Below are 24,718 nucleotides of genomic sequence, written 5' to 3'. Positions count from 1 at the left end.
AGGACATAACAATGGCGACAAAACCAATGAAAAATAGCATTAGTTTTCGTCTGCGAGGGCGCTATGCATTATTTACCGATCCGATTACTAAAATAGGCGGTGAAAAATGCTCTTACCATCTGCCAACTTATGAGGCATTAAAGGGCGTTCTAAAATCGATTTACTGGAAGCCAACGCTAATCTGGTATGTCGACAGAGTAAGAGTGCTTAAACCACTTCGCACCCAAACAAAAGGCACTAAGCCGTTGAACTGGGGCGGGGGCAATAGCCTGGCTATTTACACTTTTTTACATGATGTTGAATATCAGGTTGAAGCGCATTTCGAGTGGAATGAACACCGGCCAGAGCTTGAGCAAGACAGAATTGACGGCAAGCACTTTAGTATTGCGACACGGGTGCTGGAAAAAGGTGGGCGGCAGGATATCTTTTTGGGTACCCGTGATTGCCAGGCCTACGTTGAGTCATGTGAATTTGGAGAAGGCGCCGGTGCTTACGACAATATTGACGAGTTGGGCTTTGGTTTAATGTTTCACGGCTTTGACTATCCTGATGAAACCGGCGTTAATGAATTACATAGCCGGTTTTGGCACGCCACGATGAAGCACGGCATTGTTACCTTTCCCCGCCCGGAAGATTGCCAGATCAGGCGCTTTGTGCGCGAGATGCAACCCAAGGAATTTGTGCTTGATGTAAATCAACAGGCTGTAGATGAGCTGGAGGCAGCATTATGAGCTGGTTAGCACGGCTATATGAAACCTATGAGCAGGCGCAGCAGCTTTCGGCAGATTCACCACAGGAACAGCAGTTAATGCCGGTTAGCCACACTGTACAGAACGCACATATTAATATTGTTGTTGATGGCGATGGCAACTTTCTCAGAGCCGAGGTTCTGGAGAAAACGCAAATCATGCTACCTGCTACTGAACAGTCTGCTGGACGAAGTAGTGGTTTGGCACCCCACTCATTAGCAGACAAAATTCAGTATGTCGCCGGTGATTATGCCGCGTTTGGCGGAAAAAAAGCAGGCGGTTATGAGCTGTATGAAACGCTCCTACGGTCCTGGTGCGAGTCAGAGTTTGCTGTATCTGCAGTCAAAGTTATTCATTCATATGTTGTCAAAAAAACGGTTGTAACGGATCTGCTGCAGCATGGCGTACTGCACGCCGAAAATGGTATTTTGCTTACAAAGTGGCAATCTTCAGCAGAGGCACCTTTGTTATTCAAAGTTTTGCCAAAGGAAGCTGGTTCATTGGATCAAGGCTCTGCATTGGTGTGCTGGACGGTGGAAATGCCTGGCATTGCACAATCAAAAACCTGGCTTGATCCGGCCATTCAGCAAAGCTGGATTAATTTTGACAGCTTAAATGGTGGTGAGCCGGGATTATGTCTGGTAAAGGGCGAGCAAACTGTTTTAGCATCAAATCACCCGGCCAAAATAAGACACAGCGGCGATAAAGCCAAATTAATTTCTGCCAATGATAGCAGTGGTTTTACCTTCAGAGGCAAATTCACTGACAGCGGCCAGGCTGCGGCAGTTAGTTTTGATGTGACCCAAAAAGCACATAATGCATTGCGCTGGTTACTCGCACGGCAAAGCTTTCGCAATGGCGATCAAACTTATGTCAGTTGGGCGGTATCGGGCAAAACAATACCCAATCCATTCTTAGATCCCTGGGATCTATTAAATACTGAAGCCCTACCCGAAAAAGATCACTCGCTGGATCTAGGGCAAAGCTATGCGCTAGACCTGAAAAGCCACCTAAAAGGCACAGGTAAGGGAGAGCTGGAGCGTAACGAGAGCATTTGCATTTTAGGGCTGGATTCCGCCACACCCGGCCGGATGGGAATTATCTACTATCGTGAAACGATAGCAGAAGAGTTTTTAAGCTCGCTGGAAAAGTGGTACCGGGATTTTGCCTGGCCACAGCGGCATAAGCTAACGTCGAATGTTGAAGGTAAAAGCAAGTCTGTTGAGAAAACCATATGGTCTGCCAGTGCCCCTGCACCTTATAAAATTTGGGATGCAGTTTACGGCGACGTTTTAAAAAGCACAGATTCACTGAAGAAAAATCTTACTGAGCGTCTGCTACCTTGCATTGTTGAAGGTCAGCCCCTGCCGATAGACATTGTTACCTATGCCATTAAAAGGGCAACTAATCGACTAGCTTACAAAAACGATGAAACATGGCGCTGGGAGCAGAACCTTGGTATTGCCTGCGCGCTCTATAAAGGCTTTTGTAAACGCACACCTCATATTAAATACCAAAAGGACTATGCCATGGCATTAGATGAAACCAGTACTTCGCGGGACTATTTATATGGCCGCTTATTAGCAGTTGCTGAAAATATTGAATCCTACGCGCTTTACAAAGCGGGTGAAAAGCGTAACACCACGGCCGACCGTTTAATGCAACGCTTTGCCGACAGGCCGTTTTCAACCTGGCGCAACTTAGAGTTGGCACTAAAGCCCTATATGCACCGCTTGCAGAATGTTAGCCCCGGCTTTTTAAAGTTACGAAAAGACTTGCTGGATAGCATTCAGTCGGCTTTTGATACTGCTGAATTTAAATCAGACAAAGCGCTAAGCGGTGAGTTTTTATTGGGCTTTCACTGCCAGCGTTTAGAACTAAACAGTAAAAAAGATGCGGCAGACACCGCAGATGCAGCAGAATAAGGAAAACAACATGAGCTTACAAAATAAAATCGATTTCGCCATTATTTTTTCAGTAAAAAACGCTAATCCAAATGGAGACCCGCTAAATGGTAACCGCCCACGCACAGACTATGACGGTTTTGGTGAAATTACCGATGTATGTTTAAAACGTAAAACGCGGGACCGCTTACAAGATGCTGGCCAGGCTATTTTTGTGCAATCGGACGAAAAGAAAATTGATGGCTACCCAAGCCTGCGTGCCAGAGCTGAAGGCGTATTAGGTAAAGATGCCCTGAATGCCAAGAAAACAAAACCTGAAGATGCAGCAAAATTGGCGTGTCAAACCTGGTTTGACGTTCGTGCTTTTGGGCAGTTATTTGCCTTTAAGAGCGAAGAAAAAGACGGTGTATCTATTCCTATCCGGGGCCCGGTTAGCATTCAATCTGCCTTTAGCATTGAGCCGGTAAGTATTACCAGTACGCAAATCACTAAAAGTGTGAGTGGTGATGGTGATGGCAGTAAAAAAGGCTCAGACACTATGGGGATGAAACACCGGGTTGATAATGCGGTTTATGTCGCTTTCGGTGCTATGTCTCCGCAACTGGCGGAAAAAACCGGTTTTAGTGATGCTGACGCACAGACGCTGAAATCGATCTTGCCAAGATTATTTGAAGGCGATGCTTCCTCTGCACGACCAGAAGGTTCTATGACTGTAGAAAAAGTGATCTGGTGGCGGCATAACAGCAAGGCAGGTCAATATTCGTCGGCGAAAGTACACAGATCGTTAGACGTAAACGCTGACGGCAGCTATCAATTAGCAACGTTGGATAACCTAAAAGCCGAAGAAATAGACGGCTTCTAACCTTGTCAAATAACAGAGCCTGCAGCAATCAGGCTCTGAAAACGCTATAGTAAAAGCACATAAACGAAAGTTTGGAGAATGTGGTATGAACCTTCAGGAACTCAGTGCCAGCGAAAAAATTTTACTGGCAGAACAGTTATGGGATAGCGTGCGTGCCGAGGCTGATGCCAGCGAATTGACCACCGCACAACGCAAAGTATTGGCGCAGCGCTTAGCGGAATTTGAATTGGAGCCGGAGCAAGGCGAAAGTTGGGACAGTGTTAAAGCGCAAATAAGCCAACAATGACCATCCGCTTGGTCATTCGCAAGGCTGCAAAGCAGGATTTACAGCAAGCGTTTGATTATTATCAGTCTTGCCTGCCGAATCTTGGGCATGAATTTTTGCTCAGTGTCGATGCACAAATGCATGCTATTCAGCGTATGCCAAAGCGTTATCGCCAGGTATACGGCGTAATTCGCCGCGCCGTTGTGCAGCGTTTTCCCTATTACATTTATTTTATTGAAACCGAACAGCTTATCAGTGTGTTAGCGGTGCTGCATGCCAGGCTTGCGCCTCAGAGCTGGCAAAGCAGGTAAAACATGATTGATGCCCGGCTGGTTCCCCTCGCAGCTTTACAACACTTTGCTTTTTGCCCCCGCCAGTGTGCATTAATACATAATGAGCAAGTGTGGGCAGATAATTTTCTGACTGCTCAAGGCAACCTACTGCATGAGCGGGTAGACAGTGGTGAGCCTGAAACCCGTAAAGGTGTGCGGTTTGAACGCGGTGTGCAGGTGGCGGCTCCTAAGCTGGGTATTACTGGTAAGCTGGATTTAGTAGAACGTGATTTATCCAACGGTAAGTTATGCCCGGTGGAATATAAACGCGGTAAACCCAAACCCGGTGATTGGGATGAAATACAACTTTGTGCTCAGACGTTGTGTTTAGAGGAGATGACCGGACAGACAGTGCCGGAAGGTGCACTGTGGTATCACCAAACCCGCCACCGTCAAGTTATTACATTTGGCGCAGAGCTGCGCCAACGTACTTTGCAGGTAATAGCCGAGGTAGCAGCCATGCTGGCATCGGGCCAAACGCCCAAAGCGGTATATGGCAAACATTGCCATGCCTGTAGCTTGTATGACTTATGTAACCCCAAATTGCTGCAACAAGACAACAGCAGCAAGTATGTAAAAAAACTCTTTGCCATGGATAATACTGATGAAAAAACTGCAGAATAGTTTGTATATCAATACCCAGGGCGCCTATCTGCATAAAGAGCGAGAAACGCTGGTTATTGATATTAATAAACAAAAAGTAGCGCAGTTACCTATTCACGGCATTGGCGCCATTTTTTGCTTTGGTAATGTTATGGTGTCGCCGCAGGTTATGGGGTTTTGTGGTGAAAACGCCGTGAATCTGGCCTTTTTTACTGAGTATGGCCGCTTTTTGGCGCGAATTCAGGGCAAGCAATCCGGCAATGTATTACTACGCCGCAGCCAATACCGCAAAGCGGATGAAGATCCACATAATATTGCCCGCAACATCGTCGCGGCAAAAATACAGATGCAAAAGCAGGTATTACAGCGCCAACAACGTAACCATGGGGCTTTGCTTGAATTGACGGCCCAAATAACGGCACTAAACCATATTCTGGATACGTTAAAGCTGGCAACTAACCTGGACAAAATTCGTGGCTACGAAGGCGAAGCCGCCGCACGCTATTTCTCGGTGTTTAATTTATTGCTTACCGGTGGCGCAAAAGACTTCAACTTTAGTGGTCGGGTACGGCGGCCGCCAACCGATCCTATTAATGCCTTGCTGTCGTTTATTTATTCAGTGTTAGGCAATGATATTAGTGCTGCTTTGCAAGGCGTAGGGCTTGATCCGCAGGTAGGCTTTTTGCATCAGGAGCGGCCAGGCAGAGATAGCCTGGCGCTGGATTTGCTGGAAGAGTTCCGTGCTTTTATTGCCGATCGTTTAGTACTTACTTTACTAAACCGGCAGCAACTTAAAACAACAGATTTTGTGACAGAAGCCGGTGGCGCAGTAAAGCTAAAAGACGATGCCCGTAAACTGGTGTTGCAAGAATATCAAAGCCGCAAACAACAAACCATTAAGCATGCTTTTTTAGGGGAGGATGTTGAAATTGGTTTGTTGCCTTATATTCAGGCAATGTTGTTGGCCCGGCACCTGCGTGGTGATTTAGCCGAGTATCCACCCTTTTTTAGCAAGTAGCAGGTAAACCCTTATGATGGTATTGATTACCTACGACGTTTCATTTAGCTCAGAAGATGGCAAAACCCGCTTAAGGCGTATTGCCAAAATTTGTCAGGATTACGGTACCCGCGTGCAGTACTCGGTATTTGAGTGTGATATCGATCCGGCGCAGTGGGTTAGGTTAAAAGCCGAGCTATTGGCTACGTATGATGAAAAAGTGGACAGCCTGCGATTTTATATTCTGGGTAAAAGCTGGCGTAGCAAAGTGGAGCATCATGGTGCAAAAGCAGCGCTGGATTTATTTGCCGATACACTAATTATCTAATCGCTAACCTGTAGTGCTCTTTAAAAAGCCGGATCTTTAGCGGCGGGCTTAATAACTGAATTTAAAAGTTATTTTAAAGCCCGTTGTTTTTATTTGTTCATTACCTAAATAATTTTTGTAGGTTAGCGCTAAGACCGTTTTAGCGTTAGACTACACCCGCCTTTGCAAAAAGGCAGTCGCGCCTCACACAGGCGCGTGGATTGAAACAGATAGGTTACTGTAGCAGTTGGGATAACTTGATGGTCGCGCCTCACACAGGCGCGTGGATTGAAACTGATGGTCAGTCGTGTTGATCTGCGTGAACGAGGTCGCGCCTCACACAGGCGCGTGGATTGAAACATACCGTTCTGAACGCACCACAGCGTATAGCGGTTGTCGCGCCTCACACAGGCGCGTGGATTGAAACACGCGCTAAGGTCAGTTTCTCGCCGACTTCTAGCGTCGCGCCTCACACAGGCGCGTGGATTGAAACCTGACATCGTAGGGACGACTGCGAAAGGGTTACAGGTCGCGCCTCACACAGGCGCGTGGATTGAAACTAACGCGGCGCGATACCGCTGCAAGGTTTCTTCAGTCGCGCCTCACACAGGCGCGTGGATTGAAACTCAGGGGTATGACCACACCACGGACAGCATGATGTCGCGCCTCACACAGGCGCGTGGATTGAAACGATTGCTGTTGCGGTAGGGGTGTCGTCGCAGCTCGTCGCGCCTCACACAGGCGCGTGGATTGAAACTTTTAAATTCTGCATCCGTGACGTACCCGCAAGTGTCGCGCCTCACACAGGCGCGTGGATTGAAACCACCGCGCAAGTGGACGCCGACGCCGTTATTGGGTCGCGCCTCACACAGGCGCGTGGATTGAAACCAGCGTAAACAACTTGCGCAAAAGCCACCCCAGCGTCGCGCCTCACACAGGCGCGTGGATTGAAACCAATCCGAACCTACCTTATCACTCCTGATATTACGTCGCGCCTCACACAGGCGCGTGGATTGAAACTGGGCTTACAATGGCGACGATTAAATATTATTTAGGTCGCGCCTCACACAGGCGCGTGGATTGAAACATCTTCACAGGCGGCGCCATCACCACCATCGAATGTCGCGCCTCACACAGGCGCGTGGATTGAAACCCGAAGATATCACGCTAGAAGGCTGGAAAGACTTGTCGCGCCTCACACAGGCGCGTGGATTGAAACAGTATTGAATTTAAATGGCTTACCGATGCTACCATGTCGCGCCTCACACAGGCGCGTGGATTGAAACGTGTCGCTCCGTATTTGCTTGATGAGTTAAATAAGTCGCGCCTCACACAGGCGCGTGGATTGAAACTGATGGTCAGTCGTGTTGATCTGCGTGAACGAGGTCGCGCCTCACACAGGCGCGTGGATTGAAACCTGTCCTGACCGGTAACACTTCTGGCGTCTGCAAGTCGCGCCTCACACAGGCGCGTGGATTGAAACGACATAAGCACCGTTAAGCCGCTGACACAACTCAGTCGCGCCTCACACAGGCGCGTGGATTGAAACATACCCCCTGGCGCGTGTCCGAATTCCGCCATTGGTCGCGCCTCACACAGGCGCGTGGATTGAAACTTTTACTGCGCTAAGGCTTCACCCGATGATCGTGTCGCGCCTCACACAGGCGCGTGGATTGAAACTACAATACACGCGGGTATGTTATTATCCGTATAAGGTCGCGCCTCACACAGGCGCGTGGATTGAAACAATCTGCTGGTCGGTGATAAAATTAACCAGTGACGTCGCGCCTCACACAGGCGCGTGGATTGAAACGCGGGGAGCTTATCCGCGCTTTCATCGAAGAAGGGTCGCGCCTCACACAGGCGCGTGGATTGAAACAAGCGCTATAGTCACAAACGGGTTAATTTATAGCGTCGCGCCTCACACAGGCGCGTGGATTGAAACGGCATAACAGGGCAAGGGGTAAACATAAAATAAGTCGCGCCTCACACAGGCGCGTGGATTGAAACATAAACTGTAGGTTTTCTTAACCAACGTTTGACCGTCGCGCCTCACACAGGCGCGTGGATTGAAACAGGATGCTGGACGGTCGCTAAGCAGCTATCAGAGGGTCGCGCCTCACACAGGCGCGTGGATTGAAACTGAAATGGTCTGATGATGCGTCTGACCCTGTAGCTGTCGCGCCTCACACAGGCGCGTGGATTGAAACGCAAGCCTGGCGCTAATCCGGAACCGATAACACAGTCGCGCCTCACACAGGCGCGTGGATTGAAACCTGTGAATTCGGTATTGGGGCTGTCTACGGTAACTGTCGCGCCTCACACAGGCGCGTGGATTGAAACAACTTCTTCAACCTGCACTATCTTTAAATGCAATGGTCGCGCCTCACGCAGGCGCGTGGATTGAAACAACTTTGAGTGTTTGTGCCGCCTTGATAATCTGCGTCGCGCCTCATACAGGCGCGTGGATTGAAACACGACTGCCTGATCACCTGGGCGGCAGACGTACTGTCGCGCCTCACACAGGCGCGTGGATTGAAACTGGGATGAAGAACAGGAATTGCTGCAGGCGTATTGTCGCGCCTCACACAGGCGCGTGGATTGAAACGAGCGCCACATTTACTACCGGCAACTGCAGCAAGTGTCGCGCCTCACACAGGCGCGTGGATTGAAACAAAGTTTTGGTACGTTTTTAGGCTTTTTGGGTGGTCGCGCCTCACGCAGGCGCGTGGATTGAAACATCGTCAATGCCTGCTACTGCAGCAATGCCATGCAGTCGCGCCTCACGCAGGCGCGTGGATTGAAACAGGCCAGGTAGTGAAGGTTGGAAATTATGCCATTGTCGCGCCTCACACAGGCGCGTGGATTGAAACCGCTGCACCGGGCAAAACGTAGGCCAGGTAGGCACGTCGCGCCTCACGCAGGCGCGTGGATTGAAACGCATTGGCCAATCTGCAGTAACCCAAATTTTAAACCCGTCGAATTCGATGGGTTTAAAGCACAAGCCGGGTTAACTAATTTTATGGCTTAAAAGAATGGTGACTTGGGGGGCTCAATTTACTTTAGCAAAGGTAAATAACCAACATCTGTTTGCATACCGCGTGGTTATACGTAATGCTATCGGCTGAATACTTATTGTATTAAGCGGGGCACAACGATGCGGTTGTTTGTATATTGCTTATTATTGCTACCCATTGGCATGGCACAGGCCACGCCGCAATTTACCCAGGCGGAATGCCAGATGTTAAATGAGCAGCGGCTTGAGATCCGCAGGCAGTTGCGCCAGCCTTATAACCCTGATCATGGCCAGCAGTTGCAGGCGCGGCTGAAAGAGCTTGAGCAGTTACTAAAGCAACATTGCCGCAAGCCGGTTAAAAACCCGCCTGTGGTTGTGGTGCCGGTGCAGCAGCCGTAACGGTAAAGCGGGCCAGGCCGATAAGCTGTTCTGATTCTGTTACTACTTCTACCCGCCATTTACCTTCGGCGTTAGCCGGAAAATTAAGCTTGTGGCTCCAGGCTCGATAACCGCTGGTGCTGCCGCCGGTAATATTTAGTTTAATACGATCTACCTCTTTGCCGTTGTGCAGCCATACATGAAATATTTGCTCGTTAAGGCCACGGGGCACGGTTACTGCGGTAAAGCTGTATAAACCTTGCTGCTGTAAATCGTGGTTGCTGATCTGGCTGATGCTGTCGCCGGGCTTGCGTTGCTCATAATCCATGTCGTGCGACAGGGTTATAGCGTTAAGGCGCAGTGCTGCCGGAGGCACCAAGCTGCGCAGCTGCCATAAACCGGCGCTAAGTATGGTAAGTAAACAAAGTAAAAACGGTACCCGCCACCAGCGGCCAGCCGGCATTATTGCCCCCAGGCTGGGTAAGCTTAGCAACACAGCAATACCCAGGGCGGCGGCCATACTCTGGCTGGTGGTAAGCTGCATTAATACAGGCAGCACAATTAACAGCACCACAAACAGCGCAAAAGCATGGAACACCACAAACACCGTACGGTGTGGAGCCAGCTTTTTGTAGTACAGCGGGTCTACTACTGATACCAGCGCGCAAAAAATAATCAGTATGGTAAAAGCCGCCTGGCCGTGGTGCCAGCTGGTAACGGCAAGAAAAAACGGCAGGGCGAAAAACAGGCTTTCCTGGTGCACGGTTTGCAGGGCAAACCGTACCAGAACAGGTGATAATGCTATGCCAAAACGTTGTTCTATGCGCTCGCGCAGCCAGTTATCCAGCAACAGCCACAACCAGCTAAGCAATAAAAGTACGGCTATCAGCTGGGCCAGCGATTGTTTGCGTTCAACCAGAATATAACTGGCGATACCGCCGGCAAAGGCCAGCACTGCCATTAAACCCGGCCAGCGCTGCATAAAGGCAATGGTTTTGTGCATTACGTTTACTGGCGAAATCATCCGGGCAACCGCTCCTTACTGCCCGCCGGGGCGGCGCAAATACAACTTATTTATACCGGTGTAGCATAAGCTGTTTAGCGGCATGATTGCCAGCGCAGATGAAATATAGCTGCGCTGGCTTTGGCCGGTCAGGCCCGGCTAACCAGGCCCTTGGTTGCCATAAGCTGGGCAATTTCAGCAATGCTGGCCGGATCGTCTATGGTAGACGGTATGCTGTATTCGCTGCCATCTGCTATTTGCCGCAGTAATTTGCGTAGAATTTTGCCGCTGCGGGTTTTCGGCAGGCGTTTTACTACTATGGCTTTTTTAAAGCAGGCCAGGGCGCCTATTTCCTGCCGTACCATGGCAACCAACTCTGCCTCGAGTATGGTTTCATCAATATCAATACCGTTTTTCAGCAATACCAGCGCCAGCGGTTGCTGGCCTTTAATCGCCTCGTGAATACCAATAACGCAGCACTCGGCAATGGCCGGGTGGTTAGCCACAATTTGCTCCATTTCGCCGGTAGATAACCGGTGCCCGGCAACGTTTATAACGTCATCGGTGCGGCCCATAATAAACAGATAGCCGTCTTCGTCGATATAACCGCCATCGCCGCTGGCGTAGTAACCGGGAAAACTGTCCAGATAACCGGCAACAAAGCGCTCGTCGTTACCCCAGATAGTGGTTAAACAGCCCGGTGGCAGCGGCAGAGCCAGGGCAATAAAGCCCTGTTCATTCGCGCGCAGGGCGTTGCCGCTGTCGTCCAGTATTTGTACATTAAAGCCCGGCACCGGCACGGTAGCAGAGCCGGGTTTGGCATGCATTAACTCCAGCCCGGCCGGGTTGGCGGCAATGGGCCAGCCGGTTTCAGTTTGCCACCAATGGTCAATCACCGGTTTTTGCAGTTTTTCAGCTACCCATTGGTACGTGGCCGGGTCCAGCCTTTCACCGGCAACAAACACGGCACGCAGGGCCGATAAATCGTAGCGCTGCAGTGCGGCTTCAGGGTCTTCTTTGCGAATAGCCCGAAACGCAGTAGGCGCGGCAAATAAAACATTAACCTTGTACTCGGCGCATACCCGCCAGAAAGCGCCGGCATCGGGGGTAAACACTGGTTTGCCTTCATACAATACGCTGGTGCAACCGGCGATAAGCGGCGCATAAACAATATAAGAATGGCCCACTACCCAGCCAACGTCAGACGCGGCCCAGAACACATCGCCCGGTTTGGCGTTATACACCGCCTGCATACTGTAATTAAGTGCCACCGCATGGCCGCCGTTGTCGCGCACTACACCTTTGGGTTTGCCGGTGGTGCCAGAGGTGTATAACACATATAACGGATCGGTGGCTTTTACCGGTACGCAGGGGGCGCTTTCTGCTGCGGCCATAGCCTGGCGCCAGTCCAGATCGCGGCCGTCTTGCAGGCTTGCCAGCAGTTGTGGCCGCTGATAAATAATACAGTGTTGTGGTTTGTGCACGGCTTTGCAGATGGCGTCATCCAGCAGGGGTTTGTAGGCGATAAGTTTACTTATCTCAATACCGCAGGATGCGCTTACCACCACTTTGGGTGTGGCATCGTCTATGCGCATGGCCAGTTCATGGGCTGAAAAACCACCAAACACCACCGAATGTATGGCACCTAAACGTGCTACTGCCAGCATGGCAATAGCAGCTTGTGGGATCATTGGCATATAAATTACAACGCGATCGCCTTTGCTTACCCCCAAAGCTTTTAATACCCCGGCACACTGGGCCACTTCATCGCGCAGTTCGCGGTAGCTGAATTGCTGCTTGCTGTTAGTTACCGGCGAGTCGTAAATCAGTGCGGTTTGTTCGCCACGGCCTTGCTCAATGTGGGTATCCAGCGCCAGATAAGCGGTATTAAGCACGCCATCGCTAAACCACTGATAATGATGCGTGTCTTGTTGCTGCAAAATAGTGCGCGGTGTTTTATACCAGTTTAGTTTAGCGGCCTGCTGCTGCCAGAACGCGTCAGGGGCGTTAATGGCACGTTGATATTCATTGTGATAGGGGCTGTTGCTGGTGTTGGCCATGATGGATGTCCTTGCGCCGGTAGCATTAACGACAATAGCCTTACTGTAGCTAAAATTTGCTGTTAACGAACTTAGACTTAAGGTGCATAGACTTTAGGCGTAGGCCGTTAAACTTGTGTCGCGGCGGTGCTTGTGGTCTGATCGGAGTATTAACGCAGCAACCTATAGCGATAGTATGGTAATTCAGATTTCAGGCAGTGTGATCCTTAACGACAATGAGCTGGAGTGGCAGTTTATCCGCTCCAGCGGTGCCGGTGGCCAGCATGTGAATAAGGTGTCTACGGCGGCGCAGCTTATTTTTGATATTAATGCCAGTAGTTTGCCGCAGTTTTATAAAGATAAGCTGTTGGCAAAGTCAGATCACCGCATTACGCAAAGTGGCAAAATTATTATTAAATGCCAGCAAAGCCGTAGCCAGGAGATGAACCGCGAACAGGCTCTGGCGCAGTTTATTGAGCTGGTGCAGTCAGCCGCCAGGGTAGCAAAAAAGCGTATTGCTACCAAAGCTACCTATGGCAGCCAGCAGCGGCGGCTGGAGAGCAAAAAACAGCGCGGTGCCACTAAGGCATTACGTCAGGGGAAACCTACTGTGTAGGTTGTCTGGATCTTCGTAGCGAGAGTCGGCTTGCCCTAAGCGAACCGTTGAAGGCATGGATGCCTGAATCGAGCCTACAGGGAAGTATTCACGGCGTGTTTGCGTGGGCAAGACGACTCGACCCACGCCGCAGTATGTCAGATTAAGCGATCACAATGCCCGTGCGCGGATGCTTTTACCTTTAATTTTGCCCTGTTGGATTAACTGCAGTGCCAGCTTTAAGGCTGTGCGTTTTACCGCAACAAAGCTCCAGATATCGTGCAGCTGAATTTTACCTAAGTCATCATTAGTCAGTTGCTTGCTGGCGGTAAGAGCACCGACTATGTCACCGGCACGGATTTTATGCTTTTTACCACCATCCAGTTGCAGCGTGGCCATTAATGGTTTGGCTGGTTTTAACGCGGCAATATCGACAACCGGCAGTTCAGCGGCATCAATTTTAATGCCTAAGCCATCTTCCAGTGGGATCAGTTTACCGGCATCACTGGCAGTAAATAAGCTTAACGCAATGCCACTTTGGCCAGCCCGGCCAGTGCGGCCAATACGGTGGATATGGGTGTCGGCATTGTGTGCCAACTGGTAGTTAAATACCGCATCTACACTGCTGATATCCAGGCCACGGGCGGCCACGTCGGTAGCCACTAAAATACAGGCGCTGCCATTGGCAAACTGCACCAGAGTTTGGTCACGATCTTTTTGCTCCATATCGCCATGCAGTGCCAGTACGCTAAAGCCATAACCTTGCAGGGCATCGGCAACGTCTTGTGTTTCACGCTTGGTATTACAAAACACCATACTGCTTTGGCCCTGATATTGCAGTAATAAGGTACGCAATGCACTTAAGCGGGCATTGTTGTCTGCCACCTGAAAAAACTGCTGTTGTATGCTGCTGGTGTTGTGCTGCTCTGCTACCGTTACCTGCAGCGGATTGGTTAGCAGGCGCTCACTTAGCTTGGCAATAGCGTTAGGGTAGGTGGCGCTGAATAACAGTGTCTGGCGTTTAGCCGGGGCTTTAGCGATAACGTTATCTAAATCGGTTTGAAAGCCCATTTCCAGCATGCGGTCGGCTTCGTCCAGTACCAGCGTAGTTAAATCGTTCAGGTTTAGTCGGCCTTTGTCTAAATGATCAACCACCCGGCCCGGCGTACCGACAATAATGTGGGCGCCATGCTCCAGTGAACCAATTTGCGGGCCAACAGGTACACCACCACACAGGGTAAGAATTTTAATATTGTGAATACTACGCGCAAGTTTACGTAGCTCTGCTGCCACCTGATCTGCCAGCTCGCGCGTGGGGCAAAGTACCAGTGTTTGTACACGGAAGTACTTAACATCTAATTTAGCCAGCAGGCCTAAACCAAAGGCGGCCGTTTTGCCTGAACCAGTTTTGGCCTGGCCGATAATATCCTGCCCGGCCAGAATTGCCGGCAGTGCCTGTGCCTGAATGGCTGTCATGGTGTTATAGCCTAAATCGTTAAGATTACTGACTAAGGCTTCGGGTAAATTCAGGCTGGAAAAACAGGTGTTGCTCATGCTGGTGCTCCGCAAAATAAAAAACTGCGGGCCTTGGCCTGCAAAAGGGGCGGCATTGTAGCAGAATGGCGTGGCTTTGCATTAGTTTGCTGGTGAAAATTTCAGCAAGGCGGCCACTGTTGCTGCTCTGTTTTATATTGGATGTCAGTCATAAGTGTTGGCGGAACCGATTCACCATTAGCCAACCGTTGAAGCCCTGGACGGGGCTGACAAATTCGCCAGGAGCGAATTTGAACAGCTACGCTGGCCCGAAGGGGAAACTTCATGGATGAAGTTTATAATCGAGCCCCTAGGGATGAGTTTACGGCGTGTTAGCGTTGCTGAAGCGGTTACGCTTTGCACAGGTTAGGTTTTTGGCATTAAATCCAGCAGGGCGATCACAGTGGCTTCCACGCCCTTGGTTACCGCAGGTTGTGGGCTGATTTTAAACAACGGGCTGTGGTGGCTGGGTACTGCCGGGCCACCGGCTTTCTCGGCAGCAAAAGCTTCAGCCGGTGTGCCACCTACGGCAAAGTAAGTGCTGGGGATATACGGCTTAGTGGTAAAAAACGGGAAGTCTTCCGCGCCCATACCTAAGCGTTTGTAGTTTTCATCAAAAACCGGTTCGCCCATTTTAGCCGCCCAGGCTTTTTTCAGCCGTTGTGTTAGCGGAATATCGTTCACGGTAGGTGGGGTGGGCTCGTCGGTAATACGTACTTCAGGCAACTTATCTTCCGGCAAACCGGCAGCCCGGCCCAGGTTTTCGGCTACCCGTTTAATGGCAGCGATTAAATATTCCCGCGTTTCCCAGGTGTCGTTACGCACGGTTAGCTGTAAATGGGCTTTATCGGAGATAATATTGTGCTTGGTGCCGCTGTGAAACGCACCTACGGTGATCAGCGCCGGCTCTTTCGGGGCGATTTCACGGCTGACGATGGTTTGCAGTGCCAGCACAATTTGCGCGCCCAGCACTATAGGGTCTTTACCGCGGTGTGGGCTGGCACCATGGGCACCCACGCCGTGCACAATAATATCCACACTGTCTACGCCAGAGTATGGCGAGCCTTCTACTGCGACAATCTTGCCGGTTTCAATTTCAGATGAAACATGAAACGCCAGCGCGTAATCGGGTTGGCCAAAGCGGCCCCAGATATTGTCCTGCATCATGCCTTTGGCGCCGCCAACCCGTTCTTCAGCCGGTTGGCCTACCAGCATCAGGGTGCCGGACCATTGGTCTTTCATCGCGGCCATACGCCTTGCGGTACCTACCAGGCTGGTAATATGTACGTCGTGGCCACAGGCATGCATAACGTATACTTCGTTGCCATCCCAGTCGGTTTGTTTTGCTTTAGAAGCATAAGCCAGGCCGGATTTTTCTTCTACCGGCAGGCCATCCATATCGGCACGCATCATTACCAGCGGGCCGGGGCCGTTTTTCAGCATGGCGACCACACCGGTTTTACCCACGCCTTCGGTGACGTCAAAACCGGCATCCCGCAGCTCTTTTGCCAGGCGCTTAGCGGTTTGGGTTTCCATATGTGACAGCTCAGGATGTTGGTGAAAGTGAGTAAACAGCGCACCCAGATGTTGCTGGTAATCTTGCTGAATTTGTTCAGGTAAAGAATTTGCTGCTACAGCACTGAGGCTGCTAAGGCAAAGTAAACTGGCCAGAAGCGTTTTTTTCATTGTTATACCGCCGTTAAGTTTAAAGACGTTATCAACTTAACGGCGCAACGAAAAAAACACCAGCCTTTGCGACCAACGGCGAAGGCTGAGCGGTATTAACCGGTTTCGGTTTTACTCTCCAGCGATGGCGTACTGCGCTCGGTGGATTCAGCTTTAGGCAGACTAATGACCTGATCGGTAGAGGTGGGCATGGTTTTACCAATAAAGCTGCCGCCGCGCTCTATGCTTAAATCGTCGCAGTGGATCACGCCGTGCGCTTTGCCCTGCGGCAGTATTTCAACGCTATTGGCAAAACAATCGCCTTCAAACAAACCGTTAATAATCACTTTATCGGCAGTAAGCTCGCCTTTTATGCGGCCGGTGCCACTGATCACTAAGGTTTTTTCGCTGACAATTTTGCCTTCGATATAACCGTCTACCTGCATATCGCAGCTTAGTCGGAGACTGCCGTTAATTGTGCATCCTTGTGCAATGACAGTTGTAACTGCGTGCTTGCCTTGGTTTCCAGCATGCTGACTAAAGAATCCCATTTAATGCTCCTTTCCTTCTCAAACACCAGATCGAAATTAGTGGCATCCCAGTCCATAAAGCTTTGTGGATTAAGTGCCCGATCAAGGAAATGTACTTCGTAATGTAAATGCGGTGCAGTAGATAAACCGGTATTACCAGAGGTGGCAATAAGCTCGCCTTTATGCACAAAATGACCACTTTTTACTTTAAAAGAGTCCAGGTGCGCATAAAGGGTTGAAAAACCAAACGCATGGCGGATTTTTAACAAGTTACCGTAGCCTTGTTTATTTGGCCGTACAACTTCAACTACGCCATCAGCCGGTGCGTATATAGGTGTGCCGCGGCTGGCGGATAAGTCTACCCCTTTGTGGTGTTGCTGCTTGCCAATAATAGGGTGTTCGCGCACACCAAAACGTGATGAGCGGCGGCGGAACTCCAGCGGCGAGCCATTCGGTACCAGTTGCAGCATAGACAGACGGGCTGCTGAGTTTATGCTGGCGGTATCAAGCCGGTTTTCTAAATTTTGTGGATATTGTTGTTCCAGCCCCAGCGCCAGTTCAATTTCGCCAACGCGGTTTACTACCTGCAGCATTTCATCCTGCTTGGTACTTAATTCCAGCTCTAATTGCTGTTTGCTGTTGTTCAGTATTTCAATTTCGGCCCGCAGGCTGGCGGCTTGTTCGGTAAGTGCTGTGCGCTGGTGTTGGCTTTTATCAACGGTGCGCAGCAGGTAGTCAATCACTGCGGCAGTAATAATCAGGCCAAACAGCATGGCCCACATTGTAATAACGGCGTTGCGTTTAAACAGTTTGCTGACATTAAAATGGCGGGTCCCATTGATAGTTGAGACAGAAATGATAATACGATCTTTCATTCAGGCCGGTCGCTCTCAATGGAAAAAATTCTGACAGTGGGTAAAAATATGTGGCTTTGCGCCCAGTGTCAAGAATTTACTGCGGCTGCTAATAAGCTGTTACTAACCGGCAAAATGCTCTGCACCAAAGTAGGGCTTGATCTGAATTAGGTTTTTTACTGTCGGGCAGGCTACAGACGAAAGAAAAAAATATCAGCCATGGGCTGAAGTCACCGGCCTTATCAGGCCGGTTTTTTGCTGTAGCGTATTTAGTGACCGGCGTGGCCATCTATGCCATGTACATGGCCGTGGCTGAGTTCTTCTTCGGTGGCATCACGTACCAGTAGTACTTCAACGTCGAAGCTTAAATCAATACCGGATAACGGGTGGTTACCGTCTACTACCACTTCATCTTCTGTTACTTCAAGCACAATAACCGATTGCTCGCGGCCATCCGGGCCCGCAGCACGAAAACGCATGCCTACGGCAACGTCCATACCGTCAAACATGGTTTTTGGCACGGCTTGCGTGAGTGCATCATGGCGTTCGCCATAAGCCTCAGCTGCGGCGATATCAGCTTTAAACTTGTCACCTGTGGTTTTGCCTGCTAATGCCTGCTCTAAACCCGGAATAAGTGAACCGTGGCCAAATAAGAAGACTAAAGGCTCGCCGCCGACGGAAGAATCCAGTTCGTTACCTTGTGGATCGGTAACGGTATAGTGCATGGCGACAACTTTGTCCTGAGATATGGTCATGAAAACCTCTTTAATTTAACGAATAAGGTAACGGCACTATACGAAGTGCCGGGGCACTGTCGCTGCTAAGCCGTAACGTGTCTGCCGGTGTTATGTCGTTAGGTAATACCGCAATTAACCATAATTGGTTATGAATGTTTGCAGCATTGACAACCTGGCCACTCCGGCGCCAGTTCTCACCTAATTGAATTTCTATATCTGTGCCTGCCTTTGGCACTTCGTCTGTGTCGGCGGTTAAAATGTATGCGGCTCTTTTATTACCGCCACGGTATTTCAGCCGGGCTACTGTTTCCTGGCCGATGTAACAGCCTTTGGTAAAACTAATGGCATCCAGAGCCTGTAAGTTAAGCATTTGCGGCACAAACTCGCCAATTAAACCCTGCTCAAGATAACTAAAACCATGCTGAATATGCTGTGCCAGCCAGACATTCGGAGCGGCAAAGGGTAAAGTTTGCTGCATGAGCTGCTGTGCTTCTGCTACCGGCATCAGCAGCATAAAATGATCGGCGGCTAATGCCAGCAATAAATCATTGTTGTGCCGGGCCAGTCCACCGCGCTCAGGCACAGCAAAGCCCAGCTGCGCAACCAGCGCTGTGACGTTTTCGCCTCCCAGGCCAAATACGGCAAAGTGTTGTTGGCCTGTTTCAAAACTGACTTTAGAAAACACGCCAAATTTTTTCCACTGTGTGGCAGAGGCGTTAAGCTCGTCTCTAAAGGCAATGCTAATGAGTTGCTCAGCCTGGCTGACCAGATAAAACTGCGACCACATTTTACCTTTGGCGTCACAGTGGGCGCCGTGCAGAAAATTATTGTCGTTTAGCTGATCTAAATCGCAGGTAGTTTGCCCCTGCAAATATTTACGGTTGTCCGGCCCGCTTATCAGCAGGCTTTCAAATGCCGGTAGCGGTGAAATAAAAGCGCCCTGAACCTGAGTGGATAATGCGGCGTATTGTTCAGCTGTTAACCAGGATGTGTGCATAGTGTGCCGTAGCAAAGCTCAGTATTAAAACGAATATTGCTATCATTGGGGGAAAGCCGGAAAAGCTCAACCCCGTTTGCTAATTTTTGTTAGAATCAGCAGCTATCCTGTCGGGCTTGATATATCAAACGCTTTTGCACAGGAAAACCATTTACAAAGGAAAGATATGGCAGAGTTAATGATTAAACCTAGGTTACGCTGGGCGTGCCGTCGTGGCATGCTGGAGCTGGATGTACTGCTGGCCCCCTTTGTTGAAGAGGGTTATGACGGGCTGACGCTGCAGCAAAAGCAGGATTTTGAGCGTTTACTTGCGTGTGATGATCCAGATCTGTTTGCCTGGTTTATGGGCCACGCCAAATCGCCTGATGCGGCTATTCAGGCATTGATCCAGGTTATTCTGGATCGTGTCCGCGTATAACTTCAGCTTGTCGCCCAGCCGTTGGTGTCAACGTGGCATGTTACTGCTGGCAGCTTGGCCGGTGCCGGTATTAGCGGTTACGCCGTTGGGCGCAGCCGGTGTTGTGCTGGTTGCTGTGCTACTGCCGCTATTTTATTGGCACTGGTACGGTGTTTTGCAACAGCTGCGGTACAGTAGTGCCACGCTAACCATAACCGATAGCAGCCAACTGCACTGGTTTAACAGTAACTTACCACCCGGCCGGTTATTACCCGGCGGTTTGGTTAGCCAGCATATGCTGCGCCTGCAGTGGCAGGCGGATACCAATCAGCGCTGTTACCGCAAGTGGATTTTTGCCGACCAATGCTCTGAAATGCAGTTTCGGGCGCTGGCCAGAGCCATCAGCCAGCAAAATTGGCAGTCTGGCTCTGAGCTGAACTAAGCCGCAGCTTTTAAACCTGGGCTTTGGGTGCAAGTACCGTTGGTTTGCTGTCGGGCCGAGTGTCCGGGTAATCCAGGTTGTAATGCAGGCCGCGGCTTTCTTTACGTTGCAGTGCGCAGCGGATAATCAGTTCTGCCACCTGCACCAGATTACGCAGCTCCAGCAAATTATGGCTGACACGAAAATGGCTGTAATATTCCTGAATTTCGCGTTGTAATAATTCTACCCGGTGCAATGCCCGCTCCAGCCGTTTGTTGGTACGTACTATGCCAACGTAATCCCACATAAATAAGCGCAGCTCATGCCAGTTGTGGGTAATGACTACTTCTTCGTCTGAATCGCTTACCCGGCTGTCATCCCACGGCGGTAATACCGGCAGCTCGCTGCTGCTATCTAATTCTGCCAGTATATGGCTGGCTGCAGCCTGAGCAAACACTACACATTCGAGCAGCGAATTACTCGCCATACGGTTAGCACCATGTAAGCCGGTATAGGCTACTTCGCCAATGGCATACAGGTTGCTGATATCGGTTTGGCCATTTAAGTTGGTCATTACGCCGCCACAGGTGTAATGCGCTGCCGGTACTACCGGAATAGGCTGGCGGGTAATATCAATACCTACGCTTAAGCATTTGGCGTAAATGGTGGGGAAGTGTTCAATAACAAAGTCTTTTGGTTTATGGCTGATATCCAGATAAACACAGTTGGCGCCGAGGCGTTTCATTTCGTAATCAATCGCGCGGGCGACGATATCGCGTGGGGCCAGTTCAGCACGTTCGTCAAAATCTGGCATAAAGCGGCTGCCATCGGGCCGTTTTAAATAGGCGCCTTCACCACGCATGGCTTCGGTAATTAAAAAATTAGGCGCATCCGGGTGATATAAACTGGTGGGGTGAAACTGGTTAAATTCCATGTTCGCTACCCGACAGCCAGCACGCCAGGCCATAGCAATGCCATCTCCGCTGGCAACATCGGGGTTACTGGTGTACAGGTATACTTTACTGGCGCCGCCGGTAGCCAGGGCAATAAAGCGGGCGCGCACCAGTTCAACTTTGGCGGCGGCTTTATTCCAGACATAGGCGCCATAGCAGCGCTTGGCATCGCGGCCAATTTTACGGCCGTTAATTAAATCGATGGCGTTGTAGTTTTCCAGCAACTGAATATTCGGATGAGCTTTAACCTGATCTACCAGCGTGATTTGCACCGCCTGACCGGTGGCGTCGGCTGCATGCAAAATACGCCGGTGGCTGTGGCCGCCTTCTCGGGTAAGGTGGTACTTCAGGCTGCCGTCTTCGTCTTTGTACTGATCAAAGGGTACGCCTTGCGCAATCAGCCATTCCATCGCGGCTTTGGCATTACCGGCAGTAAACTGCACTGCGGCTTCGTCACACAGGCCGGCTCCGGCTATCAGGGTGTCATCAACATGCGATGCAATGCTGTCGTTTTCATCGAAAACAGCAGCTATACCGCCCTGGGCATAGAGGGTAGAGCCCTCACGCAGTGGGCCTTTACTCAGTACCAGTACGCGGGCTTTATCTACCAGTTGCAGCGCCAGTGATAACCCGGCAGCACCGCTGCCAATAATTAATACATCACAGAGATATTCTTTTGCTTGCGTCATGCGATACACTTGCCATCAGTCAATGTCGGGCTATTGTAGCTTTTTTGCCAAACTTAGCAGAACTATTTCTGTGCACCGAAGTCATAGCAACACGCTAGACCAGCGCCAGTTAATAGAACGATTAGTATTACAGGGGATTAGCTCGGATATGAGCGAGCAAGAATTGGACTGGCAGATTGTCCAGCGTGTACAACAAGGCGATAAAGCGGCGTTTAATGTATTGGTGCGAAAATATCAGCACCGGATCGCGAACTTAATTTCCCGTTATGTCTCTAACCACGGAGACGTAGCAGATGTGGCGCAGGAAGCCTTTATTAAAGCCTACAGGGCTATCCCTGGGTTTCGTGGCGAAAGTGCGTTTTATACTTGGCTTTATCGTATTGCGGTAAACAGTGCCAAGAATTATCTGGTTGCTAATGGCCGTAAGCCACCGGCAACAGACGTTGATGCAGAAGATGCTGAATACTTTGAAGGCAGCGATGCATTAAAGGAACAAGATTCACCGGAAAAGTTGTTATTGTCCGATGAAATTCGTAATGTGGTGTTTAACACCATAGAGAAACTACCCGACGAACTTCGCACAGCTATTACGCTGCGTGAACTTGAAGGGCTAAGCTATGAAGAAATTGCGGAAGTTATGGGTTGCCCTATAGGCACCGTAAGAAGCCGTATTTTCCGGGCGCGTGAGGCAATTGATATGCAGCTTAAGCCGTTAATAAGCTAGCAGTCAGGGCAAAAACCAGTAATTTTAAGACAGGAAACATTATGTCGTCAGAAAATCAGGATTGGCTCTCTGCTGCCAGCGATAATCAGCCACTGAGTAAAGCACAACTGGACAGTTTGCTTAATGATGCTCAGGCCCAACAGCAGCTTGAACGCTATCACATGATCGGTGCCGTGCTTCGCCGTGAACCGCAAAGCCCGTTAACCGTTGATTTTGCAGATAACTTTTCTGACCTGCTGGCCGATGAGCCGGTGTATCAGCTGCAATCTGACCGTAGCCTGTTAAAACGGTTACGTAATACGGTGTCAGTGGCTGCTAATGGCCGCTGGTTGCAGCCGGTAGCTCAAGGGGCTGTCGCTGCCGGTGTCGCATTAATGGCTGTGTTTGGTGTGCAGCAGTATCAGCAATCACCACAGCAGGACGCTTTTGCGCCGTTGCCGGTGCTGCAAACCCAGCCAATAGCAGGTTTTGCTACGCCGGTAAGCTTAAGCCAGACCACTGTTAACGACCGTTTTGCTGAGCAGGAGCAACAGGCAATGCTGGAGCAACAAAAACGCCTGCAAGCGTTGTTAAATGCGCATCGCCAACAAGTTCGTGTGATGGAGCAGTCTCAGCAGGCTAATCACAATAGCAACAACGCTGATGGAAAAGATCAAAACGAGCAACAATGATGCGATTTGCTGGCTTTTGCAGTGCCATAGTATTGGTTGTAGTATCCGGGCTGGTTCATGCTGAGCAGTCGGCGTGGGCCTTGTTCGACAAAGTACAAAATGCGGTAAAACAGTACAATTTTGACACCTCCTTTGTGGTGTTAAAAGGCAGTAAAGTCGATACTTACCGCTGGCTACATGGTCGCAGCGCAGGGCAGGAAATTGAACACCTTATTCCGCTGGACACCAATGGCGTAGATATTTTGCGCCGCAATAACCAAATTTATTATTTGCTGACCGACCGGCCCGCTTTTGTTACTCAGGGCAGCAGTATTCCTGAATTACCTGCATTACTGTTTGAAGCAAAAGATAATATCAGCCGTTTATATAACGCTGTAGCAGGCAGCAGTTTGGTGATGTCTGGCCGCAGTGCGCAATTGCTGCGCCTGACAGCTAAAGATGCCGGCCGTTACAGTTACTGGTTATGGCTGGACGATGAAACCGGTTTTCCGCTACGTATCGACACCTTATCCGATCAGCAAACTGCGCTGGAGCGCTGGCTGGTTACTCATATGCAAATCAGCCCCGAACTGCCGGAGAACTTAAGTGCGCTTATGGCAGCAGAATTACCACAACCGGCAGATAGCGCCACTAAGGCCGCGCCGCAAGCCCGGCATAAACTAACCTGGTTGCCGCAAGGCTACCAGCCAATAGTTGATCCGGCAGGTATTCCGCAGCTTGAAAACAGTTTGTTGAGCTATTGGCTGTTAAGTGACGGCTTGCACCAGGTATCGGTTTTTGTACAAAACTCGCAACAATTGCCTACCCAGGCATATCGCGATGGCGCCACGACTATTTATGTACAAACCAGTAATCAGCTTGAAGTTACGGTTATCGGGCCGGTGAGTATTGAAACTGCCCGTCAACTGGCAGCAGCAGTGCACTGATGGTAGAAGAAATTGCTACTGTGGCAGCGTGTGAGGGCGATGGGGTTTGGTTAACCACCACGCCTGTTGCCAGTTGTAATGCCTGTAATGTAAGCGATGACTGCGGTACCGGCATAATTGCTAAAACCCTGACACCCCGGCAACAACGTTTTTTTGTTGCTACCGCTTTACCATTATTACCCGGAGAGCAGGTTAAAATTGGCCTGAACGAACAAAGCCTGATCATGGCGGCATTGATGGTGTATTTACTACCTTTAGTGTTGCTGATATTGCTGGCATTGCTCGGTAATGCTGCAGGTTTGGCCGAAGGCTGGGTTATGTTGCTGGCGCTGGCCGGTACTGCAAGCGGTTTTATGCTGGCCCGCCGCTACGGCCAGTTGCAGGAAAAACATAGCCGTATTGTTATTCTGGCTGTGCTGCCATCACTTGGTGTACAACAACACGCTGTTAATAACACATAGCAAGCTGCCGCCGGATAGAGTACAATTCGCGCTAATTTTCGGAATAACCCGCGTTAGCGCAGGAGGTTGCAACTTGCCCATATCGAGTTTGCTGCTTAGCGTTACGCCCT

25 protein-coding genes and 1 CRISPR repeat array are annotated in these 24,718 nt (G+C 50.1%); of the genes, 16 read left to right on the top strand and 9 right to left on the bottom strand.

The features are described 5' to 3' along the window. The first annotated feature begins 11 nt into the window (after positions 1–11). The 9 genes from cas5c (at position 12) to M2404_RS00760 (ending at position 9,434) form a co-directional block, all read left to right on the top strand. Positions 12–731, top strand: coding sequence for a type I-C CRISPR-associated protein Cas5c (cas5c, locus tag M2404_RS00800; protein WP_259237602.1), 720 nt, complete (start codon positions 12–14; stop codon positions 729–731). Further along, the gene (cas8c, locus tag M2404_RS00795) at positions 728–2,674 is read left to right on the top strand and encodes a type I-C CRISPR-associated protein Cas8c/Csd1 (RefSeq protein WP_259237601.1); all 1,947 of its coding nucleotides are present in this window, start codon (positions 728–730) and stop codon (positions 2,672–2,674) included. The genes cas5c and cas8c overlap by 4 nt, the downstream gene beginning before the upstream one ends. Positions 2,675–2,684: 10 nt before the next feature. After that, positions 2,685–3,515, top strand: a complete 831-nt coding sequence (gene cas7c / locus M2404_RS00790) for a type I-C CRISPR-associated protein Cas7/Csd2 (RefSeq protein WP_259237600.1) — start codon at positions 2,685–2,687, stop codon at positions 3,513–3,515. A gap of 85 nt (positions 3,516–3,600) precedes the next feature. Beyond that, on the top strand, positions 3,601–3,801 hold the full coding sequence (locus M2404_RS00785) for an addiction module protein (protein WP_065956131.1): 201 nt from the start codon (positions 3,601–3,603) through the stop codon (positions 3,799–3,801). Continuing rightward, positions 3,798–4,091, top strand: coding sequence for a type II toxin-antitoxin system RelE/ParE family toxin (locus tag M2404_RS00780; RefSeq protein WP_259237595.1), 294 nt, complete (start codon positions 3,798–3,800; stop codon positions 4,089–4,091). The genes M2404_RS00785 and M2404_RS00780 overlap by 4 nt, the downstream gene beginning before the upstream one ends. Positions 4,092–4,094: 3 nt before the next feature. Next, positions 4,095–4,736 (top strand): CRISPR-associated protein Cas4, encoded by a 642-nt coding sequence (cas4, locus tag M2404_RS00775; protein ID WP_259237594.1) that lies wholly within the window; start codon positions 4,095–4,097, stop codon positions 4,734–4,736. Beyond that, on the top strand, positions 4,717–5,733 hold the full coding sequence (gene cas1c, locus M2404_RS00770) for a type I-C CRISPR-associated endonuclease Cas1c (RefSeq protein ID WP_259237592.1): 1,017 nt from the start codon (positions 4,717–4,719) through the stop codon (positions 5,731–5,733). The genes cas4 and cas1c overlap by 20 nt, the downstream gene beginning before the upstream one ends. Positions 5,734–5,746: 13 nt before the next feature. Beyond that, on the top strand, positions 5,747–6,040 hold the full coding sequence (gene cas2 / locus M2404_RS00765; protein ID WP_259237589.1) for a CRISPR-associated endonuclease Cas2: 294 nt from the start codon (positions 5,747–5,749) through the stop codon (positions 6,038–6,040). A 175-nt stretch (positions 6,041–6,215) separates the two neighbouring features. Continuing rightward, positions 6,216–8,959: a CRISPR direct-repeat array (repeat unit 32 nt; unit sequence GTCGCGCCTCACACAGGCGCGTGGATTGAAAC). 217 nt (positions 8,960–9,176) lie between these two features. Then, positions 9,177–9,434: a hypothetical protein gene (locus M2404_RS00760; RefSeq protein ID WP_259237587.1), complete on the top strand. Its 258-nt coding sequence runs from the start codon at positions 9,177–9,179 to the stop codon at positions 9,432–9,434. On the opposite strand, the gene M2404_RS00755 is transcribed toward M2404_RS00760, so the two are convergent. Then, positions 9,391–10,437 carry a DUF2914 domain-containing protein gene (locus M2404_RS00755; RefSeq protein ID WP_259237586.1) on the bottom strand — a complete coding sequence of 349 codons (1,047 nt, stop codon included), beginning with the start codon at positions 10,435–10,437 and terminating at the stop codon, positions 9,391–9,393. The genes M2404_RS00760 and M2404_RS00755 overlap by 44 nt on opposite strands. 128 nt (positions 10,438–10,565) lie before the next feature. Next, positions 10,566–12,476, bottom strand: a complete 1,911-nt coding sequence (locus tag M2404_RS00750; protein WP_259237584.1) for a propionyl-CoA synthetase — start codon at positions 12,474–12,476, stop codon at positions 10,566–10,568. 175 nt (positions 12,477–12,651) lie between these two features. Here M2404_RS00750 and arfB point away from each other — a divergent pair, with 175 nt between their 5' ends. Further along, on the top strand, positions 12,652–13,071 hold the full coding sequence (arfB, locus tag M2404_RS00745; protein ID WP_259237582.1) for an alternative ribosome rescue aminoacyl-tRNA hydrolase ArfB: 420 nt from the start codon (positions 12,652–12,654) through the stop codon (positions 13,069–13,071). A gap of 150 nt (positions 13,072–13,221) precedes the next feature. On the opposite strand, the gene dbpA is transcribed toward arfB, so the two are convergent. From dbpA to ygfZ, 6 genes are all read right to left on the bottom strand, one after another. Beyond that, positions 13,222–14,604: an ATP-dependent RNA helicase DbpA gene (gene dbpA / locus M2404_RS00740; RefSeq protein WP_259237581.1), complete on the bottom strand. Its 1,383-nt coding sequence runs from the start codon at positions 14,602–14,604 to the stop codon at positions 13,222–13,224. A 345-nt stretch (positions 14,605–14,949) separates the two neighbouring features. Continuing rightward, the gene (locus tag M2404_RS00735; protein ID WP_259237578.1) at positions 14,950–16,269 is read right to left on the bottom strand and encodes an amidohydrolase; all 1,320 of its coding nucleotides are present in this window, start codon (positions 16,267–16,269) and stop codon (positions 14,950–14,952) included. Positions 16,270–16,364: 95 nt separating this feature from the next. After that, positions 16,365–16,694 carry a bactofilin family protein gene (locus M2404_RS00730; RefSeq protein WP_259237576.1) on the bottom strand — a complete coding sequence of 110 codons (330 nt, stop codon included), beginning with the start codon at positions 16,692–16,694 and terminating at the stop codon, positions 16,365–16,367. Positions 16,695–16,702: 8 nt separating this feature from the next. Next, entirely contained in the window at positions 16,703–17,653 is a 951-nt protein-coding gene (locus M2404_RS00725) for a M23 family metallopeptidase (protein WP_259237573.1), read from the bottom strand. Positions 17,654–17,901: 248 nt separating this feature from the next. Continuing rightward, positions 17,902–18,387, bottom strand: a complete 486-nt coding sequence (locus M2404_RS00720) for an FKBP-type peptidyl-prolyl cis-trans isomerase (RefSeq protein WP_259237571.1) — start codon at positions 18,385–18,387, stop codon at positions 17,902–17,904. Between the two features lie 10 nt (positions 18,388–18,397). Then, complete coding sequence (gene ygfZ / locus M2404_RS00715; RefSeq protein WP_259237569.1) at positions 18,398–19,366, bottom strand: tRNA-modifying protein YgfZ; 969 nt, start codon at positions 19,364–19,366, stop codon at positions 18,398–18,400. A gap of 166 nt (positions 19,367–19,532) precedes the next feature. Between ygfZ and M2404_RS00710 the strand changes: the two genes are divergently transcribed. Both M2404_RS00710 and M2404_RS00705 read left to right on the top strand, forming a co-directional pair. Next, positions 19,533–19,784 (top strand): FAD assembly factor SdhE, encoded by a 252-nt coding sequence (locus M2404_RS00710; RefSeq protein WP_259237567.1) that lies wholly within the window; start codon positions 19,533–19,535, stop codon positions 19,782–19,784. A gap of 37 nt (positions 19,785–19,821) precedes the next feature. Continuing rightward, positions 19,822–20,205, top strand: a complete 384-nt coding sequence (locus M2404_RS00705; protein ID WP_259237566.1) for a protein YgfX — start codon at positions 19,822–19,824, stop codon at positions 20,203–20,205. A gap of 10 nt (positions 20,206–20,215) precedes the next feature. On the opposite strand, the gene nadB is transcribed toward M2404_RS00705, so the two are convergent. Next, the gene (gene nadB / locus M2404_RS00700) at positions 20,216–21,826 is read right to left on the bottom strand and encodes an L-aspartate oxidase (protein WP_259237565.1); all 1,611 of its coding nucleotides are present in this window, start codon (positions 21,824–21,826) and stop codon (positions 20,216–20,218) included. Between the two features lie 148 nt (positions 21,827–21,974). Between nadB and rpoE the strand changes: the two genes are divergently transcribed. From rpoE to M2404_RS00680, 4 genes are read left to right on the top strand one after another with little or no spacing between them, the layout of a single operon-like run. Continuing rightward, positions 21,975–22,550, top strand: a complete 576-nt coding sequence (gene rpoE / locus M2404_RS00695) for an RNA polymerase sigma factor RpoE (protein WP_259237564.1) — start codon at positions 21,975–21,977, stop codon at positions 22,548–22,550. A gap of 41 nt (positions 22,551–22,591) precedes the next feature. Next, entirely contained in the window at positions 22,592–23,221 is a 630-nt protein-coding gene (locus tag M2404_RS00690; RefSeq protein WP_259237562.1) for a sigma-E factor negative regulatory protein, read from the top strand. Next, positions 23,218–24,147 (top strand): MucB/RseB C-terminal domain-containing protein, encoded by a 930-nt coding sequence (locus M2404_RS00685; RefSeq protein ID WP_259237561.1) that lies wholly within the window; start codon positions 23,218–23,220, stop codon positions 24,145–24,147. The genes M2404_RS00690 and M2404_RS00685 overlap by 4 nt, the downstream gene beginning before the upstream one ends. After that, a complete protein-coding gene (locus M2404_RS00680) occupies positions 24,147–24,608 on the top strand; it encodes a SoxR reducing system RseC family protein (RefSeq protein WP_259237560.1) in 462 nt (153 codons plus the stop codon). Before M2404_RS00685 ends, M2404_RS00680 begins: the two co-directional genes overlap by 1 nt. Positions 24,609–24,718 lie beyond the last annotated feature (110 nt).

The organism is Rheinheimera pacifica, assembly GCF_024809855.1.
Classification (GTDB): domain Bacteria; phylum Pseudomonadota; class Gammaproteobacteria; order Enterobacterales; family Alteromonadaceae; genus Alishewanella; species Alishewanella pacifica_A.
Note: the sequence above shows the minus strand (reverse complement) of the source record. Positions and strands in the feature narration are given on the sequence as shown.

Excerpts from the sequence above, each read along its gene's own strand:
- cas5c (WP_259237602.1), top strand. The coding sequence starts at position 12 with ATGGCGACAAAACCAATGAAAAATAGCATTAGTTTTCGTCTGCGAGGG.
- cas8c (WP_259237601.1), top strand. The coding sequence starts at position 728 with ATGAGCTGGTTAGCACGGCTATATGAAACCTATGAGCAGGCGCAGCAG.
- cas7c (WP_259237600.1), top strand. The coding sequence starts at position 2,685 with ATGAGCTTACAAAATAAAATCGATTTCGCCATTATTTTTTCAGTAAAA.
- M2404_RS00785 (WP_065956131.1), top strand. The coding sequence starts at position 3,601 with ATGAACCTTCAGGAACTCAGTGCCAGCGAAAAAATTTTACTGGCAGAA.
- M2404_RS00780 (WP_259237595.1), top strand. The coding sequence starts at position 3,798 with ATGACCATCCGCTTGGTCATTCGCAAGGCTGCAAAGCAGGATTTACAG.
- cas4 (WP_259237594.1), top strand. The coding sequence starts at position 4,095 with ATGATTGATGCCCGGCTGGTTCCCCTCGCAGCTTTACAACACTTTGCT.
- cas1c (WP_259237592.1), top strand. The coding sequence starts at position 4,717 with ATGAAAAAACTGCAGAATAGTTTGTATATCAATACCCAGGGCGCCTAT.
- cas2 (WP_259237589.1), top strand. The coding sequence starts at position 5,747 with ATGATGGTATTGATTACCTACGACGTTTCATTTAGCTCAGAAGATGGC.
- M2404_RS00760 (WP_259237587.1), top strand. The coding sequence starts at position 9,177 with ATGCGGTTGTTTGTATATTGCTTATTATTGCTACCCATTGGCATGGCA.
- M2404_RS00755 (WP_259237586.1), bottom strand. The coding sequence starts at position 10,437 with ATGATTTCGCCAGTAAACGTAATGCACAAAACCATTGCCTTTATGCAG.
- M2404_RS00750 (WP_259237584.1), bottom strand. The coding sequence starts at position 12,476 with ATGGCCAACACCAGCAACAGCCCCTATCACAATGAATATCAACGTGCC.
- arfB (WP_259237582.1), top strand. The coding sequence starts at position 12,652 with ATGGTAATTCAGATTTCAGGCAGTGTGATCCTTAACGACAATGAGCTG.
- dbpA (WP_259237581.1), bottom strand. The coding sequence starts at position 14,604 with ATGAGCAACACCTGTTTTTCCAGCCTGAATTTACCCGAAGCCTTAGTC.
- M2404_RS00735 (WP_259237578.1), bottom strand. The coding sequence starts at position 16,269 with ATGAAAAAAACGCTTCTGGCCAGTTTACTTTGCCTTAGCAGCCTCAGT.
- M2404_RS00730 (WP_259237576.1), bottom strand. The coding sequence starts at position 16,694 with ATGCAGGTAGACGGTTATATCGAAGGCAAAATTGTCAGCGAAAAAACC.
- M2404_RS00725 (WP_259237573.1), bottom strand. The coding sequence starts at position 17,653 with ATGAAAGATCGTATTATCATTTCTGTCTCAACTATCAATGGGACCCGC.
- M2404_RS00720 (WP_259237571.1), bottom strand. The coding sequence starts at position 18,387 with ATGACCATATCTCAGGACAAAGTTGTCGCCATGCACTATACCGTTACC.
- ygfZ (WP_259237569.1), bottom strand. The coding sequence starts at position 19,366 with ATGCACACATCCTGGTTAACAGCTGAACAATACGCCGCATTATCCACT.
- M2404_RS00710 (WP_259237567.1), top strand. The coding sequence starts at position 19,533 with ATGGCAGAGTTAATGATTAAACCTAGGTTACGCTGGGCGTGCCGTCGT.
- M2404_RS00705 (WP_259237566.1), top strand. The coding sequence starts at position 19,822 with ATGTTACTGCTGGCAGCTTGGCCGGTGCCGGTATTAGCGGTTACGCCG.
- nadB (WP_259237565.1), bottom strand. The coding sequence starts at position 21,826 with ATGACGCAAGCAAAAGAATATCTCTGTGATGTATTAATTATTGGCAGC.
- rpoE (WP_259237564.1), top strand. The coding sequence starts at position 21,975 with ATGAGCGAGCAAGAATTGGACTGGCAGATTGTCCAGCGTGTACAACAA.
- M2404_RS00690 (WP_259237562.1), top strand. The coding sequence starts at position 22,592 with ATGTCGTCAGAAAATCAGGATTGGCTCTCTGCTGCCAGCGATAATCAG.
- M2404_RS00685 (WP_259237561.1), top strand. The coding sequence starts at position 23,218 with ATGATGCGATTTGCTGGCTTTTGCAGTGCCATAGTATTGGTTGTAGTA.
- M2404_RS00680 (WP_259237560.1), top strand. The coding sequence starts at position 24,147 with ATGGTAGAAGAAATTGCTACTGTGGCAGCGTGTGAGGGCGATGGGGTT.